Here is a 16,874-nt window from a genome sequence, read left to right on the forward strand (position 1 = left end):
TCGTTCGAGTAAGAAGTACGCATGCCCATAACACCTCCGATTTGGGCGCCATCTTAGCGCCCGATTGAGATGTCCAAAATCATTAGGCCAGTTCAGCTTGCTGGCGAACAAGATGGATCAGTCACAGATGATGTGCATGACCGATCGCGTTCGCCAGCAAGCCGGCTCCTACGTATTTGGGTGTGTCAGTTGCCATTCCGTGACGCAGGAATCCTCTGCGATGTGGATCAGTTGTGATGAATCACCCGTTATAGCTAACCCGCCCATCCACAAACGTGTACTTCACGGCGCTCGGCAGGCAATGGCCGAGGAACGGGCAGTTTTCGCCTCTCGACAGCCACTTCTCGCCTACAACCGTAGAAGCGGCGGGATCGAACAGCACCACGTCCGCAGGCGAGCCGGCGGCCAGTGTTCCGGCCGGCAGGCGCAGCGCAGCGGCGGGTCCGGAGCTGAGGCGTGCCAGCAGCGTCGGCAGGTCCAGCAGGCCGTCTTCGACCAGCGTCATCGCCAGGGGCAGCAACAACTCTACGCTGCTGATGCCCGGCTCGGTCGCGCCAAACGGAGCCAGCTTGGCGTCACGCTCATGGGGCTGGTGATGACTGGAAATCGCCTGCACCACGCCCGACTTAACCGCTTCACGCAATGCGTCGCGGTCTGCACGTGTGCGCAGCGGCGGCTGCACGTGGTACAGGCTCGAAAAGCCGGTCAGCGCCTCGTCCGTCAGGATCAACTGATAAAGCGCCACGTCCGCCGTCACCGGCAGACCTCGGGCCTGGGCTTGGGCAATCAACGCCACACCGCGCGCACTGGTCAGTTGCGTGAAATGCGCGCGCACACCGCTTTGCTCGACCAGCAACAGGTCCCGCGCCAGTGCCACCGTTTCAGCCGTTTCCGGAATACCCGGCAGGCCCAGAAACGCAGCCGTCGGCCCATCGTGCGCCAAGCCGCCTTCAGCAAGGTCGTGGTCCTGGGAGTTGAAAATCACGGTCAGATCGAACGTCGCCGCGTATTCGAGGGCGCGGCACAGCGTGCGATTGCTGCGGAAATTCACCATGCCATTGGTGAAGGCCACGCAACCGGCGTCGCGCAGGGCAATCAGCTCGGCCAATTGCTCGCCTTCCAGGCCCTTGCTCAACGCACCAATGGGGAAGACCTTGCTGTGGCCAGCCTCGCGGGCGCGATCAAGGATCAGCTCGGCAACGGCGGAGGTGTCGAGCACCGGTTTGGTCCGCGGCGGGCAGCACAGGCTGGTGACGCCGCCTGCCGCCGCTGCACGGGTTTCGCTGGCGATGTTGCCCTTGCGGCTGTAACCCGGCTCGCGCAACGACACGTTCAAGTCAACCAGCCCGGGGGCGGCGATCAAGCCGGCGGCGTCGATGGTTTCCGTAGGGCTGAAGCCGGCGGGTGCCGCGCCAAGGGCGAGCACCTTGCCCGCTTCAAGATGGATGTCGGTAACTTGATCCAGACCGCTGACAGGGTCGATGACGCGAGCGCCGAGGATGCTGAACTTCACTGGGCGATCTCCTGCTCGAACTGACGTTGTGCGGTTTGGCCACTCATGGCCATGGACAGAACGGCCATGCGCACGGCGATGCCGTAGGTCACCTGATTGAGAATGACCGAATGAGGGCCGTCTGCTACTGCCGATTCGATCTCCACGCCCCGGTTGATCGGGCCTGGGTGCATCACGATGGCATCGGGCTTGGCGCCGGCCAGGCGCGCAGTGGTCAGACCGAACAGCCGGTAGAACTCACCCTCGCTCGGCAGCAGGCCGCCCGACATGCGCTCGCGTTGCAGGCGCAGCATGATCACCACGTCGACGTCCTTCAGGCCTGCGGTCAGGTCGGTGTAGACCTTCACGCCGTACTGCTCGACGCCCACCGGCAGCAGCGTTTTTGGCGCGACCACGCGGATGTCCGGGCAGCCCAGCGCTTTGAGCGCGATCATGTTCGAGCGCGCGACGCGGGAATGCAGGATATCGCCGACGATCGCCACCGAGAGGTTCTCGAAATTGCCCTTGTGGCGGCGGATGGTCAGCATGTCCAGCATGCCCTGGGTCGGGTGTGCATGACGGCCGTCGCCGCCGTTGATGATTGCCACCTGCGGGCTGACATGTTCGGCGATGAAGTGCGCCGCACCGGAGTCACCGTGGCGCACGACGAACATGTCGGCGGCCATGGCCTCGAGGTTGCGCAGCGTATCGAACAGCGTCTCGCCCTTGCTGGTGGAGGAGGTCGACACGTTCAACGTGATGACATCCGCCGACAATCTTTGCGCCGCCAGCTCGAACGTGGTGCGGGTGCGGGTCGAGTTTTCGAAGAACACGTTGCACACGGTCTTGCCGCGCAGCAACGGGACCTTCTTCACCGCCCGGGCGCCGACTTCGAGGAACGAGTCGGCGGTGTCGAGGATTTCGGTGAGCAGTTCGCGGGGCAAACCGTCGAGGGAGAGAAAGTGCTGCAGCTGGCCCTGATGGTTCAGTTGCAGCGGGCGCTTGGCGTCGAGAGGCGTCATCGCAAAGGACTCTTAGAGGGCGGCGGAATCGGTGGAAAGGTCTTGCAGTTCGAGCGTCAGCGGCGTTGGCCCGGACAGCTTGACCCGTTCGTTCGGCCCCAATGACAGGGTCGCGCCCGTCACGTTCGGGCGGATTGGCAGGTCGGTGGCGTCCAGGTCCAGCAGCGACACCAGGGTCACGCTGGCCGGGCGGCCGTAATCGAACAGTTCGTTGAGCGCTGCACGAATGGTGCGCCCGCTCATCAGCACGTCATCAATCAACACCAAGTGCTGGCCTTCGATCTCGAACGGCAGCTCTGACGGTCGCACTTGCGGGTGCAGGCCGTTCTGGCTGAAGTCGTCGCGATAAAAGGAGACGTCCAGCGTACCCAGCGGGGACTCAATGTTGAGGGCCTCGAGAAGCGCCTGCGCGACCCACACGCCACCGGTGCGAATGCCGATGAAGCGAGGCTCCTGGATGCCGCGTTTGTTCAGGTGCGCATTGAGATCAATCGCCATCTGGCTGATCAGTTCGGCGGGATTTGGCAGGCTCATGGTTGCTCCTTCAGGTGCCCCGGCGTGCGCTGCACGAACGTCCGGGGTAAATCGAATTCGGTTCAGCGTAGATGGATCAGGTTTCAAACAGCGCGGTATTGGCTTCCAGCCAGCTTTGCAGCAGAAGCGCTGCGGCGATGGCGTCCACGGGATTGTCCCGGTAGCTGCCATGCTGGCCGCGAGAGGCGCGTTCGCCTTTGGCTTCGAAGGTGGTCAGGCGTTCGTCGTGGGTGTAGACCGGCAGGTTGAAGCGGCCGTTGAGCTTGCGTGAAAACTTCTCGGCGCGTGCGCTCATCTCGCTCGGCGTGCCGTCCATGTTCAGCGGCAGGCCGACGACGATGGCGTCCGGTTTCCACTCGCTGATCAGCGCCTGAACCTTGTCCCAGTCCGGCACGCCGTTCTGCGCTTTCAATGTGCAGAGTTCGCGCGCCTGCCCGGTGATCACCTGGCCGACCGCCACGCCGATCTGTTTGGTGCCGTAGTCGAATCCCAGCAGCAGGCGCAGTCCGGCCATCAGGCGTGACCCGCCTGGCTGGTCAGCAGGTTCAGGTTGACGCCCAGTTTAGCGGCAGCGGCGTCGAGGCGGTCTTCGCTTTCGACGTCGAAAAGGATTGCCAGGTCGAACGCGCAGTTGAGCCAGGCATTGGCGGCAAACTCGGCGTCCAGCTGGCCGGCGTCCCAGCCGGCATAGCCGAGGGTGATCAGATTTTGATCAGGGCCGTAGCCGTCTGCGATAGAGAAAAGCACGTCCTGGGAGGTCGAGAGCGAAATGCCACCCAGGTCGACCGTCGCCTGGAAGACCTGACCGGAAGGGTGCAGGACAAAGCCGCGATCGGTTTGCACCGGCCCGCCGAGGTGAATGGGGATATCCCTGCACCGCGCAGGAGGCGGCAATTCGGGGCGCAGCTGTTCAAGGACATCTGCCAGCGACAGGCTTTGCGGTCGGTTGATGATCAGGCCCATGGCGCCATTGGCGTTGTGCTCGACAATGTAGGTCAAGGTCTGAGCGAAGTTCTCATCGTGCATGTGGGGCATGGCGATCAGAAACTGGTGTTTGAGGTACGACGGAGAGACGTTTTTCATGAGCCCTAGTGTGGCGTCGCGGGGCTGTTGTGACAACTGGCAGAACCGACTCGCGGGCGGATAAATCGCGACGCAGGTCAGGTTTCATAGTGCGCGGCATTGGCTGATCAATTACTCGACAGCTTGTCCCCGCGCGCGAATTTCCAGGTGCGGATGATTTCAAGCCGGTCGATATCGGCCAGATCGCCACTGAACGGCGCAAACGGTGCGGCCAGCCGGACAATCTTCTGCGCGGCCTGATCCAGCAGCGGCTGACCCGACGACTCGAGAACCAGTACCTCGTACAGTGAGCCGTCGCGATTGATCGACACCATCATCCGCAGGCTGCCGTAGACCTGCTTGCGGCGCGCTTCGTCCGGGTAATTCAGGTTGCCGATGCGCTCGATCTTCTTGCGCCAGTCTTCTTTGTACCAGGCGCCCTTGTCGCGCATGGTCGAGGCCGCACTCAAGCGGTGGATCTTCGGACGCTTGGCGTACGCCTGCTGCTCATCCGCCAGCTCGGCTTCGAGGCTGGCGATTTCGCTGTTCAGCTGCGTGCTGTCGATGGTCGGTGCGACTTTCTTCTGTTCTTCCGGCTTGACCTCATCGCGCTTGGCGACGGTCTTTTGCGGAGACTGGGCTTTCGTGGCAACAGCGGTCTTCGGCGCGTCCTGCTTGACCACCGGTTTGGCGGCAGGCGGTGGCGTGACCTTGTTGATCTGGTTGTCTTGATAGGGGGCAATTTCGGTGGTCTTCGGCACCGCTTTCTTGTCGAGGGTGCCGCTGCCCTGCTGGTTTTCCTGGGCGAGGAAGTCAGCGTCCTTGGGCTTGGTGTCACTTCTGAAAGGGGCGAGAGTGATCTCCAGAGTCTGGCTGATCTTTTCCGGTTTGACGTAGGTGAAACCGACGCCAAGGATGACCGCTAGATGCACCAGTGCGGCGATCATCAGGGTAAACCCGAGGCGATCGGCAGGGCGCACGCCAGTGCGGGTCAGGGACAGGGGAAGATCATCGTCGACCGCAGCGTTCATCCACGCTCCGGCAGCACATGTGCCAGCATTACTACTCACCTAGCGCAAAAATTCAGGCCGCGCATGATAACGCAATGTCAGGACTGGCTTGGCGTTTGATGTCACCGGGCCGATTAGTGGAAGGTGCCTTTCATTGTGGGAGTAATCAGCGTCACTCCCACAAGGAGCCGGGTTAAGCGCGCGCTTGCAGCTTCTTCTCGATCACATCCATCAACATGCCGCCAATGTCCGTGCCGAACGCGTTGTCGATCTCGCGGATGCAGGTCGGGCTAGTGACGTTGATTTCGGTCAGGTGCTCGCCAATCACATCCAGGCCTACAAACAGCAGGCCTTTTTCCCGCAGCGTCGGGCCGATCTCGGCGGCGATCCAGCGGTCGCGGTCACTCAGAGGACGGGCTTCGCCACGACCACCCGCCGCCAGGTTGCCTCGGGTTTCGCCAGCGGCCGGGATCCTTGCCAGGCAATACGGAACCGGTTCGCCGTCAACCATCAGAATGCGCTTGTCGCCGTCTTTGATCGCGGGCAGATAGGCCTGCGCCATGATCTGCTCATGGCCGTGCTTGGTCAGGGTTTCGAGAATCACCGACAGGTTCGGGTCACCGACGCGGTGGCGGAAGATCGACGCCCCGCCCATGCCGTCCAGCGGCTTGAGAATGACATCGCCGTGTTTGGCGGCGAACTCACGGATGATGTCGGCACGACGGCTGACCAGCGTGGGCGGCGTGCATTGCGGGAACAGCGTGGCAAACAGCTTCTCGTTGCAGTCACGCAGGCTTTGCGGCTTGTTGACCACCAGCACGCCGGCGCGCTCGGCTTGTTCGAGCAGATAGGTGGAGTAGACGAACTCCATGTCGAACGGCGGATCCTTGCGCATCAGGATCACGTCCAGATCATCCAGACCGCTGTCGACTTCGGCTTCCAGCTCGAACCAGTGAGCCGGGTCGGCGAAGACTTTCAGCGGTTTCATGCGGGCGCGGGCCTGGCCGGCGTCCTGGTACAGGTCGTGCTGCTCCATATAGAACAACGACCAGCCGCGGGCTTGCGCTGCCAGGAGCATGGCCAGCGAGCTGTCCTTTTTATAGGAGATGCGCTCGATGGGGTCCATGACGATTCCCAGGCGAATGCTCATGGGTAATATCCTCTGATCGGTAATGGCCACGACAGGCCGAAAATAGGCGTCAGGGTGGCGCCGCGCCGGCTTTGGGTCAAGGGGCAAGGCTTTATGGATTGACCGTGGAGAGTGTGCTAAAAAGGCTCGGCATCCGGTGTCGCGCCAGCTGTCTCTGGCGCCTCCCGATCATCCCGACCCAAAACCAGATGCCCGGCGGAAGGCAACCCATCTGATTCGCCGCGGCGATGGTAGAGCAGATATGGAACAGCATTCAGCCCCATTGAAAGTGATGGTCATCGACGACTCCCGGACGATTCGTCGCACCGCCGAGACGCTGCTGAAAAACGTCGGCTGTGAAGTAATCACCGCCATCGACGGCTTCGACGCACTGGCCAAGATTGCCGACAATCATCCCAGAATCATTTTCGTCGACATCATGATGCCCAGGCTCGACGGGTATCAGACGTGCGCGTTGATCAAGAACAACCGGGCCTTCAAATCCACGCCGGTGATCATGTTGTCCTCAAGGGACGGGCTCTTCGACAAGGCCAAGGGGCGCATCGTCGGCTCCGATCAGTTTTTGACCAAACCGTTCAGCAAGGAAGAACTGCTCAGTGCGATCAAGGCCCATGTGCCCGGGTTCGTTGCAGTCGAACAACAACTATCTTGATGCCGCCCCCCTTCGTGGGGGACGGCTGTTTCTATGGGGAAGCACCATGGCTCGAATTCTGATCGTCGATGACTCGCCGACCGAAATGTACAAGCTGACCGGCATGCTGGAGAAGCACGGCCATCAAGTCCTCAAGGCCGAGAACGGTGCCGACGGCGTGGCCCTGGCCCGGCAGGAAAAACCCGATGCCGTCTTGATGGACATCGTCATGCCGGGCCTCAACGGTTTTCAGGCGACCCGTCAGCTGACTAAAGACGCTGACACCAGCATGATCCCCGTCATCATGATCACCACTAAAGATCAGGAAACCGACAAGGTCTGGGGCAAACGCCAGGGCGCGCGGGATTACCTGACCAAGCCAGTGGACGAAGAAACCCTCATGAAAACCCTGAACGCGGTGCTCGCGGGCTGACCCCCGGCTGACGCTCATGGCTCGGTCACAAACCGCCTTCCAGCTGCTGCTCGATATCGACCAGCGCTGCCGCTCCCTCGCTGCCGGCCTGCCGTTGCAGGAAACCCGACAACAAGGTTGGGGCGGCATTGGCTTCCGCATGGGCGAGCGCCATTACGTGGCGCCCATGGGCGAGGTCGACGAAATCCTTCACGAACCGCGCTGCGCGGTGTTGCCTGGCGCCAAGGCGTGGGTTTGCGGGATCGCCAATCTGCGCGGCCGCTTGTTGCCGATCATGGATCTGTGCGCCTTCTTTGGTCACGAACTTTCACCCCATCGCAAACACCGGCGCGTGCTGGTCATCGACTTCGAGGGCGTGTTCGTCGGTCTGCTCATCGACGAGGTGTTGGGCATGCAGCATTTCAGCGAGCGGAGCCTGATGCCTGAAGCGGGTCACGACAGCGAACCCCGCGTCGCGCCTTACATACGGGGACGTTTTGTGCGCGAGCAGGCCTGGCAGGTGTTCAGCCCTCGCGCGCTGGTACAGTCGCCTGAGTTTATGGATGTTGCGCTCTGATGTGCGGCGTTGAACAGTGCCTGTCCAGACGGCTAATGCCCCCCCTCAATCGAACATCAGGCGGAGCCCTGAGCAATGAGTAATACCGGCAAGTCATTGGAAGGCGCGCGCAGTCGATCGCAGATCGTCGTGCTGTTCATCTGCCTCATCGTTTTCATCATGCTGCTGTTCGTCAACTTCGCGTACCTCAGCACGCAATCCAACTACGACAAACAATACATCGGCCACGCCGGCGAGCTTCGCGTGCTGTCCCAGCGTATCGCCAAGAACGCCACGGAAGCGGCGGCGGGCAAGGCGGCGGCATTCAAGCTGTTGGCCGACGCGCGCAACGACTTCGACACGCGCTGGCAGTATTTGAAGAAAGGCGACAAAAACACCGGCCTGCCTGCTGCTCCCGCTGCGGTGAGCGATGAGCTGAAAGCGGTACAGAACGACTGGGAAAACCTGCGCAAAAGCACCGACGTGATTCTGGCCCGTGAGCAGACCGTGCTCTCGCTGCATCAGGTCGCGGCGACGCTCGCAGAGACCATCCCGCAATTGCAGATCGAATCGGAAAAGGTCGTCGACATTCTCCTGCAAACCCGTGCGCCCGCGGCTCAAGTGGCCCTCGCACAGCGGCAGTCGCTGCTGGCCGAGCGGATACTGGGTGCGGTGAACACGGTGTTGTCGGGTGACGAAACCGCGGTTCAGGCAGCGGATGCTTTCGGTCGTGATGCCAGCCAGTTCGGGCGTGTGCTCAACGGCATGCTCGAAGGGAATGCCACCCTGAAAATCGCCCAGGTCGAAGACCGCGATGCGCGGGCGCGGCTGGCCGAGATTGCCGAGCTGTTCCAGTTCGTCTCGGGGTCGGTCGACGAAATCCTTGAAACCTCGCCGGAGCTGCTGGAAGTCCGTGAAGCGGCGGGCAGCATCTTCAACCTCTCGCAGACGCTCCTCGACGAAGCCTCGGTGCTGGCCAACAGTTTCGAGCACATGGCCGGTGGTCGCGCAGCCTATAGCTATGGCGGCTACATACTCGGCCTGCTGGCGCTGGCGTCGATCATCCTGATTGGCTTGGTGATGGTGCGCGAAACCAACCGGCAACTGCGCGAAACCGCCGAGAAGAACGAGCGCAACCAGAACGCGATCATGCGCCTGCTCGACGAGATCGAAAACCTGGCGGACGGGGACCTGACCGTGGCCGCCTCGGTGACCGAGGATTTCACCGGCGCGATTGCCGATTCGATCAACTACTCCATCGATCAACTGCGTGAGTTGGTGTCGACCATCAACCTCACCGCCGAGCAAGTGTTCGGCGCCGTGAAAGACACGCAGACCACTGCGACCCAATTGGCCGCGGCGTCCGAGCATCAGGCGTTGCAGATCGCAGCGGCCTCTAACGCCATCCATGACATGGCGACTTCCATCGATCAGGTCTCGGCCAATGCGTCCGAGTCCGTTGCGGTCGCCGAGCGGTCTGTGACCATCGCCAACAAAGGCAACGAGGTGGTGCACAACACCATCACCGGCATGGACAACATCCGCGAGCAGATTCAGGACACGTCCAAGCGCATCAAGCGGTTGGGCGAGTCTTCCCAGGAGATTGGCGACATCGTCAGCCTGATCGATGACATCGCCGACCAGACCAACATTCTTGCGCTCAACGCCGCGATCCAGGCCTCGATGGCCGGTGATGCCGGACGCGGTTTCGCGGTGGTGGCCGATGAGGTGCAGCGGCTGGCCGAGCGCTCGTCGTCGGCGACCAAGCAGATCGAAACGCTGGTGCGCGCGATTCAGAACGACACCAACGAAGCGGTGATCTCCATGGAGCAGACCACCGCCGAAGTGGTGCGCGGGGCGCGGCTGGCGCAGGACGCCGGCGTTGCGCTGGAAGAAATTGAAGGCGTGTCGAAGATCCTCGCCGCGCTGGTCGAGAGCATCACCAACGCGGCGCAGCAGCAGGCTGAGTTGGGCCAGCAGATTTCTTCGACCATGCTGGTGATTCAGCAGACCACCACGCAGACGACCTCAGGCACGGCGGCGACTGCCCGGAGCATGGGCAATCTGGCGAAGATGGCCAGCGAGATGCGCCGCTCGGTGTCCGGCTTTACGCTGCCGACATCACGGCATTGATGGCCGTTGTGAGCGCCCGTTTGATAGCCCCGTTAATGCACCCGTTATCGCAAATGAAGCAGCGTCAGAGCACAGGCAACCGGAGTCACCATGGCTGACCGTCACGATTACGTGGCCCTGGAGTGGGTCAAAGGCGAAATAGCCGAAACCCTCACCCACGCCCGACAGGCACTGGACACCTTCGTCGCCCGACCCCACGACGCATCGGCGATGGACGTTTGCCTTGACCTCATCCACCAGGTTCATGGCAGCCTGCAGATGATCGAGTTCTACGGCGCCGCGCTGTTCGCCGAGGAAATTGAACAGCTGGCGCTGGCGCTCAAACAGGGCCACGTCAGCCAGGAAAGCGAAGCGATTCAGCTGCTGAATCTGGCGATGACCCAATTGCCGCTCTACCTGGAGCGTGTGCATTCCGCTCGCCGTGATCTGCCGCTGGTGGTGCTGCCGCTGCTCAATGATCTGCGCAGCGCCCGGGGCGAAAGCCTGTTGTCGGAAACCAGCCTGTTCTCGCCACAATTGCTGTCTATCCCTGCCCTTGATGCCGACGCATTGGCCGAGCGCGACAGCCCGGAGCTGCCCGCGAAGCTGCGCAAACTGCGGCAGACGCTGCAAACCGCGCTGGTCGGGCTGCTTCGCGATCAGGACGTGCAGACTCAACTCGGTTACATGGGCAAAGTGTTCGCACGGCTTGAGTTCTTGTGCGAGGACGCGCCGCTCGAACCGCTTTGGCGCATCGCTTCCGCGCTGGTCGAAACCATGGTCAGCGGTAACTTCACCAACAGCCCGGCGCTGCGCAGCCTGTTCAAGGACGCTGACAAAGAACTGAAGCGTCTGCTGGATCAAGGCATCGAGGGGATTAATCAGCCTGCGCCCGACGAACTCCTGAAAAGCCTGTTGTTTTACATCGCCAAGTCCGACAGCGAGGCGCAGAAGATGACGGACCTTAAGGATCAATACGCCCTCGCCGATGCCCTGCCGCACAGCGCTTTGGTTGCTGAAGAACGCGCGCGCATGGCCGGGCCGGACCGCGACGCCATGCGCTCTGTGATCATTGCGCTGTGTGATGAGCTGGTGCGGACCAAGGAGCGGCTTGATGTGTTCGTGCGCGGAGATCGTCAGCACGTCAGCGAGCTGAGTGCGTTGCTGCCGCCGCTGCGGCAGATCGCCGACACCCTGGCGGTGCTGGGCTTTGGGCAGCCGCGCAAAGTCATCATTGATCAGATGACCGCGGTGCAGGGCATGGCCCAAGGGCAGCGCGAGCCCGACGATGCCTCGTTGATGGACGTCGCGGGCGCGCTGCTGTACGTCGAATCTACCCTCGCTGGCATGGCCGGAACCGTCAACCAGAGCAGCCCCGAAGAGAGCCGTCTGCCGACCACGGACCTCAGCCAGATTCATCAGATGGTCATCAAGGAAGCGCGCATCGTCCTTCAGCAGGCCAAGGATGTGATCGACGCCTACGTCGACGGCGAAATGGACCGGGCACGTCTGCTGCCGCTGTCGGAGCAATTGGTTCAGGTGCGCGGCGCGCTGGCGATGATTCCGCTGGCGCGGGCATCCGGCCTGCTGGCGGCCTGTAACGACTACATCACCGAGCGCTTGCTGGTCGACGCTGAGAGCCCGGCGGCCTCGCAGCTCGATCACTTGGCGGACGTGATCATCGGCGTCGAGTACTACCTCGAACGCATGGCCGAAGACCCGGAAGCGCCGGGTGAACATGTGCTGGACCTGGCCCAGGAAAGTCTGGCCCGGCTCGGTTACTCGCCGGTCCCCGACGCGCTGGATGTGCCGGTGCTCGAAGAAGTCATCAGCGAAGAAGAACTGCAGGATCTGCACGAGCGGCAGGCCCTGGTCAGCCCGAGCCGCACCCTCGCCGAAGTGCTGGCCAGCCCGCTGTCGGCGGTCAACCCGCCGGCGCGAAACATGCCGGCCAGCCTGTTGCCGCCGCCGAAGGGTGAGCAGGCGATTGATGACGAGTTGCGCGAAGTCTTCCTCGAAGAAACCGACGAGATGCTCGAAGCCCTGCGCGAGTACGTGCCGCGCTGGCTTGCCGATCCTGGCAATCTCTCGGCGCTGGGCGAGATTCGTCGGGCGTTTCACACCCTCAAGGGCAGCGGCCGGATGGTGCGCGCGCTGATTCTGGGCGAGCTGGCATGGTCGGTAGAAAACCTGCTGAACCGCGTTCTGGAACACAGTGTCGAGCCGGATGCACGGGTGCAGCAGTTGCTCACAGACGTACAGACTTTGCTGCCGGACGTGATTCGCGATTTCGCCGAGGACGTTCAGCGTCAGCGTGACGATGTCGACCAACTGGCCGCCCAGGCTCACGCGCTGGCCCAGGGCGAGGCAGATGACGTCGAGCCTGCGCAACGCCCGGAGGACGAAGAGGGGTTCGACCCGCAGTTGCTGGAGATTTTCCGTCAGGAAGCCCATACCCACCTGAACACCGTGAGCCGCTATCTCGACGCCTCGCAGGACGCCGATGCGCCCGTATTCAGCAACGATTTGCTGCGCGCGCTGCACACCCTCAAAGGCAGCGCGTACATGGCAGGCGTCCTGCCGATTGCCGAGCTGGCGAGCCCGCTGGATCAACTGGTTCGCGAGTTCAAGACCAACCTGATCGCGGTCGGCCAGGACGAAATCGACCTGCTGCGTGCGGCCGAGCCTTTGTTTCATCAAGGCCTGTCTCAGCTCAGTATCGACCCGCTGCTGCCCATCGAAGGCGCTGCCGCACTGATTCAACAGGCCCAGGAGCTGCTTGACGCACGGCTGGCCGATGCCTTGAGCGACGACAGCAACGGGCTGCGCACGCGGCGTAATCCGCAGTTGATCTCGAGCTTTCTGGCCGAGGGCATGGACATCCTGCTGGACGCCGACAACCTGCTCAAAGACTGGCGCCAGCACCCCGGCCACCGCCAGGAACTGAATGCGCTGCTGGACGAATTGACCATGCTCGGCCACGGCGCACATATGGCCGACCTCCCTCAGGTCGACGAACTCTGCGAAGCGCTGCTCGACTTGTATGGCGCGGTGGAGGAGAGCAGCCTCGCCGTCAGCGAACGGTTCTTCGATGAAGCCGAAAAGGCCCACGAAGCGCTGATCAACATGCTCGATCAGGTCGCCGCCGGACAGGAGGTTCAGCCTTGCCCCGAACGGGTGAGCGCCTTGCGCGGGCTGCTTGCCGAAGCGCTGGACCCCGGCGCGATGGGCGTCATCAAAAGTGATGGCGCTGGGGCGACCCACATCACAGAGATGGAGGAGGTCAGCGAGCGCCTCGCTCAACCTGCCAAGCCGTTGAGTGATGATTTTGATCAGGAAATCGTCGAGATCTTTCTTGAAGAGGCGATGGACATTCTCGACATCGCCGGCCCTGCGTTGCAACGCTGGCTCGACGAGCCGGACAACCCGCTGCCGCTGTCATCGTTGCAACGTGACCTGCACACCCTCAAGGGGGGCGCGCGCATGGCCGAAATCGGGCCGGTGGGCGACCTCGGTCACGAGCTGGAATCGCTGTACGAAGGCCTGCTTGACCGACGATGCGGTTACTCGCCGCAACTGGCCGAACTGCTGGTGCACAGCCACGATCACCTGTCGCTGATGCTTGAGCAGTTGCAGCACCGCTCGGCGCTGACCAGTCCCGCGCACCTGATCGAGAAGATTCGCGAGTTTCGTCAGCGCAACTGCTACTTGTTGCCCCATGACGGCGAGACGCGCAATGTCAGCTCAATGATTCACTCGCTGGACGAGCGTGATCCGGAACTGCTGGAAATCTTCCTCGAAGAAGCCGACGACATCATCGAAAGCAGCAGCGCGGCGTTGGTGCGCTGGCAGGCCGATCCACACGACGCGCTGGAAGTGGAAAACCTGCTGCGTGATCTGCACACGCTCAAGGGCGGCGCGCGCATGGTGGAGATCGCGCCGATTGGCGATCTGGCCCACGAGCTGGAGTCGCTGTACGAAGGATTATCGACGGGTGCGCTGAAAAACAGCGCGCTGCTCAACGGCTTGCTGCAAAGCGGCCACGACATGCTCGCCGACATGGTGGATGCCGTTCGGGGTTACGAGCCGCTGCCCAACCCGGCGCTGCTGATCGAAAGCATCGGTCACTACACCTCGTCCGGAACCGCCCGAGACGCTGTCGACACACCTCAGGATGCGCCGGCTCAGGTGCCCGCGGCCGCCGTTGATCCAGCGTCCGCACAGGCGGAGGCCGACGGCGAGCGTACCGGCCCGGAGATGATCAAGGTTCCGGCCGAGCAACTGGAGGACCTGGCCAATCTGGCGGGGGAAACCTCGATATTCCGGGGCCGTGTCGAGCAGCAGGTCAGTGACGCGCAGATCACCCTGATCGAAATGGAAACCACCATCGAGCGGATGCGCGATCAGCTGCGCCGACTCGACATCGAGACCCAGGGCCGTATCCTCAGCCGCGATCACCACGTTGATCGGCGCGGTTATGAAGCATTCGACCCGCTGGAAATGGACCGTCATTCGCAGCTGCAGCAGTTATCCCGCGCGCTGTTCGAGTCCGCGTCCGACCTGATGGACCTCAAGGAAACCCTCGACACCCGCGCCCATGAGGCCGAAACCCTGCTGCAGCAGCAGGCGCGGGTGAACACCCAGCTTCAGGAAAGCCTGATGCGCACGCGCATGGTCCCGTTCGAGCGTATGGTGCCGCGCCTGCGCCGGATCGTTCGTCAGGTGTCGGGCGAGCTAAACAAGAAGGTCAAGTTCGACGTGATCAACGCCGAGGGCGAGATGGACCGCAACGTGCTCGAACGTATGGTTGCGCCGCTGGAACACATGCTGCGCAACGCCGTCGATCATGGTCTGGAGAGCGTCGAGGAGCGTCTGGCCGCCGGCAAACCCGAGTGGGGGCATATCACGCTGAGCCTGGCCCACGAAGGCGGCGACATCGTTATCGAGATGCGCGACGACGGCGCCGGTGTCGACTTCGAGGCCGTGCGGCGCAAGGCGATCAAGCGCGGCATGATCGGCCCGGACGCCGAGCTGAGCGAGCACGACATCCTTCAGTTCATCCTGCGCCCAGGGTTTTCCACCGCCGAGACCATCACCCAGATTTCCGGGCGCGGCGTCGGCATGGACGTGGTGCACGCCGAGGTCAAGGACCTGGGCGGCTCGATGGTCATTGATTCCAAAGCGGGCGAGGGTGCGCGGTTCCGTGTCCGTTTGCCGTTCTCGGTGTCGGTCAATCGGGCGCTGATGGTTCAGTGCGGCGAAGAACAGTATGCCGTGCCGCTGAACAGCATCGAGGGCATCGTGCGCGTGATGCCGAGCGAGCTGGAGTCCTGCTATCACACGGTGCCGCCGCGGTACGAGTACAGCGGACGGAGTTACGAGTTGCGTTATTTGGGCGAACTGCTCAATAACGGTCATCCGCCGAAACTGAGCGGCCAGCCACAGACCCAGCCGCTGCCGGTGCTTCTCGTTCATGTACACGATCAATGGGTTGCGGTGCAGGTCGACGCGCTGGCCGGCTCGCGGGAAATCGTGGTGAAAAACCTGGGCGCGCAGTTTTCTTCGATACCCGGCATTGCCGGTGCGACCATTCTGGGGGACGGCCGCGTGGTGCTGATTCTCGACCTGTTTGCCCACATCCGGCGCTTCCACGCCAAGTTGCTCGCGTTGCAGGTCGCCGGTCATGCGCCAGTGCGTTATGTAGAACCCGAACAGGCGCGGCCGTTGCTGGTGATGGTAGTGGATGACTCAGTGACCGTGCGCAAGGTCACCGGCCGCTTGCTGGAGCGCAACGGCATGAACGTGCTGACGGCCAAAGATGGCGTCGATGCCATGGCGCTGCTGCAAGAGCACACCCCGGACATCATGCTGCTGGACATCGAAATGCCGCGCATGGACGGCTTTGAAGTCGTCAGCAAGATTCGCGGAGACGACGCCTTGAAACACCTGCCGATCATCATGATCACGTCGCGATCAGGGCAGAAGCACCGCGACCACGCCATGGCGCTTGGGGTGAACGAATACATGAGCAAGCCTTATCAGGAAGCCGCACTGCTGGAAAGCATCGCCCACTGGAGCCACGCCCATGTCTGACACCACCACGCAAACGGCGCGGCTGACCAGCCTGACCGGGTTGCTGATTCCCCTGAGTGACCGGCACCTGTTGTTGCCCAACGTGGCGGTCGCCGAGCTGATCGACTATCAAGACAGCGTCGCCGACCCCGCCGCACCGCAGTGGTACCTGGGCCCCATCAACTGGCGCAACCGCAGTCTGCCGCTGCTCAGCTTCGAAGCCGCCTGCGGCAGCCGCGCCCGCGTTGGAGGCCGCGCCCGCATCGTCGTGCTCAACGCCCTCGGCGGTCGGCCTGACCTGAAATTCATCGCCCTGCTGACCCAAGGCATTCCGCGTTCCTGCAAGCTGGACAGCCAGCTCAGCTACGTCGACGTGCCGCTGGCCGAGCTGGAACTGGCCGCGGTGCAAGTGGGCGAAACCGTGGCTAAAATCCCCGATCTTGTGGCGCTGGAAGAGTGGCTGGTGGAGGCGGGGTTGGTTCAGATGACGCCGAATTTGTAAGAGACTTCCCGGCTTTCAAACGCCGCAGATTGCATGCCGGACACAGCCCTTGTGGAAGTGAGCTTGCTCACGAAAGCTGCATTTCAAACGCTGAAGATTTCATGCCGGACACAGCCCCCTGTAGGAGTGAGCTTGCTCGCGAAAGCTGCATTTCAGCCGCTGAAGATTTCATGCCGGACACAGCCCTTGTGGGAGTGAGCTTGCTCACGAAGGCTGCATTTCAGCCGCTAAAGATTAAGCGGCTGTCCCGGCTCATTCGCGAGCAAGCTCGCTCCCACAATTTGATCTCCTGTACATGCTTAACTGTGGCTGGTCAGAG

At 62.3% G+C, this 16,874-nt stretch carries 13 protein-coding genes; 6 read left to right on the forward strand and 7 right to left on the reverse strand.

What is annotated here, in order from left to right:
- Positions 1-241: 241 nt before the first annotated feature.
- From AC0Z8Z_RS20575 to gshB, 7 genes are all read right to left on the reverse strand, one after another.
- The gene (locus AC0Z8Z_RS20575; RefSeq protein ID WP_485620332.1) at positions 242-1,513 is read right to left on the reverse strand and encodes a dihydroorotase; all 1,272 of its coding nucleotides are present in this window, start codon (positions 1,511-1,513) and stop codon (positions 242-244) included.
- Positions 1,510-2,514, reverse strand: coding sequence for an aspartate carbamoyltransferase catalytic subunit (locus AC0Z8Z_RS20580; protein ID WP_172610021.1), 1,005 nt, complete (start codon positions 2,512-2,514; stop codon positions 1,510-1,512). Before AC0Z8Z_RS20580 ends, AC0Z8Z_RS20575 begins: the two co-directional genes overlap by 4 nt.
- Positions 2,515-2,526: 12 nt before the next feature.
- Positions 2,527-3,048, reverse strand: coding sequence for a bifunctional pyr operon transcriptional regulator/uracil phosphoribosyltransferase PyrR (gene pyrR, locus AC0Z8Z_RS20585; RefSeq protein WP_485620333.1), 522 nt, complete (start codon positions 3,046-3,048; stop codon positions 2,527-2,529).
- 76 nt (positions 3,049-3,124) lie between these two features.
- Positions 3,125-3,562 carry a Holliday junction resolvase RuvX gene (gene ruvX / locus AC0Z8Z_RS20590; RefSeq protein WP_172610019.1) on the reverse strand — a complete coding sequence of 146 codons (438 nt, stop codon included), beginning with the start codon at positions 3,560-3,562 and terminating at the stop codon, positions 3,125-3,127.
- Positions 3,562-4,131 (reverse strand): YqgE/AlgH family protein, encoded by a 570-nt coding sequence (locus tag AC0Z8Z_RS20595; protein ID WP_485620334.1) that lies wholly within the window; start codon positions 4,129-4,131, stop codon positions 3,562-3,564. The genes ruvX and AC0Z8Z_RS20595 overlap by 1 nt, the downstream gene beginning before the upstream one ends.
- A 107-nt stretch (positions 4,132-4,238) precedes the next feature.
- Entirely contained in the window at positions 4,239-5,141 is a 903-nt protein-coding gene (locus AC0Z8Z_RS20600; RefSeq protein ID WP_122536405.1) for an energy transducer TonB, read from the reverse strand.
- A gap of 172 nt (positions 5,142-5,313) precedes the next feature.
- A complete protein-coding gene (gshB, locus tag AC0Z8Z_RS20605) occupies positions 5,314-6,270 on the reverse strand; it encodes a glutathione synthase (protein WP_485620335.1) in 957 nt (318 codons plus the stop codon).
- Positions 6,271-6,511: 241 nt separating this feature from the next.
- On the opposite strand from gshB, the gene pilG reads away from it, so the two are divergent.
- The 6 genes from pilG (at position 6,512) to AC0Z8Z_RS20635 (ending at position 16,555) form a co-directional block, all read left to right on the forward strand.
- Positions 6,512-6,922: a twitching motility response regulator PilG gene (pilG, locus tag AC0Z8Z_RS20610; protein WP_065991170.1), complete on the forward strand. Its 411-nt coding sequence runs from the start codon at positions 6,512-6,514 to the stop codon at positions 6,920-6,922.
- Positions 6,923-6,968: 46 nt separating this feature from the next.
- Complete coding sequence (pilH, locus tag AC0Z8Z_RS20615; protein ID WP_065991171.1) at positions 6,969-7,334, forward strand: twitching motility response regulator PilH; 366 nt, start codon at positions 6,969-6,971, stop codon at positions 7,332-7,334.
- Positions 7,335-7,350: 16 nt separating this feature from the next.
- Positions 7,351-7,890: a chemotaxis protein CheW gene (locus tag AC0Z8Z_RS20620; protein WP_485620336.1), complete on the forward strand. Its 540-nt coding sequence runs from the start codon at positions 7,351-7,353 to the stop codon at positions 7,888-7,890.
- Between the two features lie 75 nt (positions 7,891-7,965).
- Positions 7,966-10,002, forward strand: a complete 2,037-nt coding sequence (locus AC0Z8Z_RS20625) for a methyl-accepting chemotaxis protein (RefSeq protein ID WP_122536408.1) — start codon at positions 7,966-7,968, stop codon at positions 10,000-10,002.
- Between the two features lie 90 nt (positions 10,003-10,092).
- Positions 10,093-16,074, forward strand: coding sequence for a hybrid sensor histidine kinase/response regulator (locus tag AC0Z8Z_RS20630; protein ID WP_485620337.1), 5,982 nt, complete (start codon positions 10,093-10,095; stop codon positions 16,072-16,074).
- On the forward strand, positions 16,067-16,555 hold the full coding sequence (locus tag AC0Z8Z_RS20635) for a chemotaxis protein CheW (RefSeq protein ID WP_122536410.1): 489 nt from the start codon (positions 16,067-16,069) through the stop codon (positions 16,553-16,555). Before AC0Z8Z_RS20630 ends, AC0Z8Z_RS20635 begins: the two co-directional genes overlap by 8 nt.
- Positions 16,556-16,874: the final 319 nt, after the last annotated feature.

It is taken from the genome of Pseudomonas sp. 1L-C-7-B-C1 (assembly GCF_057291635.1).

What these genes read in the sequence shown, in the direction of transcription:
- ruvX (WP_172610019.1), bottom strand. Translation starts at nt 3,562, where the DNA reads ATGGCCGGACTGCGCCTGCTGCTGGGATTCGACTACGGCACCAAACAG.
- AC0Z8Z_RS20595 (WP_485620334.1), bottom strand. Translation starts at nt 4,131, where the DNA reads ATGAAAAACGTCTCTCCGTCGTACCTCAAACACCAGTTTCTGATCGCC.
- AC0Z8Z_RS20625 (WP_122536408.1), top strand. Translation starts at nt 7,966, where the DNA reads ATGAGTAATACCGGCAAGTCATTGGAAGGCGCGCGCAGTCGATCGCAG.
- AC0Z8Z_RS20635 (WP_122536410.1), top strand. Translation starts at nt 16,067, where the DNA reads ATGTCTGACACCACCACGCAAACGGCGCGGCTGACCAGCCTGACCGGG.
- pilG (WP_065991170.1), top strand. Translation starts at nt 6,512, where the DNA reads ATGGAACAGCATTCAGCCCCATTGAAAGTGATGGTCATCGACGACTCC.
- pyrR (WP_485620333.1), bottom strand. Translation starts at nt 3,048, where the DNA reads ATGAGCCTGCCAAATCCCGCCGAACTGATCAGCCAGATGGCGATTGAT.
- gshB (WP_485620335.1), bottom strand. Translation starts at nt 6,270, where the DNA reads ATGAGCATTCGCCTGGGAATCGTCATGGACCCCATCGAGCGCATCTCC.
- AC0Z8Z_RS20580 (WP_172610021.1), bottom strand. Translation starts at nt 2,514, where the DNA reads ATGACGCCTCTCGACGCCAAGCGCCCGCTGCAACTGAACCATCAGGGC.
- pilH (WP_065991171.1), top strand. Translation starts at nt 6,969, where the DNA reads ATGGCTCGAATTCTGATCGTCGATGACTCGCCGACCGAAATGTACAAG.
- AC0Z8Z_RS20620 (WP_485620336.1), top strand. Translation starts at nt 7,351, where the DNA reads ATGGCTCGGTCACAAACCGCCTTCCAGCTGCTGCTCGATATCGACCAG.
- AC0Z8Z_RS20600 (WP_122536405.1), bottom strand. Translation starts at nt 5,141, where the DNA reads ATGAACGCTGCGGTCGACGATGATCTTCCCCTGTCCCTGACCCGCACT.
- AC0Z8Z_RS20630 (WP_485620337.1), top strand. Translation starts at nt 10,093, where the DNA reads ATGGCTGACCGTCACGATTACGTGGCCCTGGAGTGGGTCAAAGGCGAA.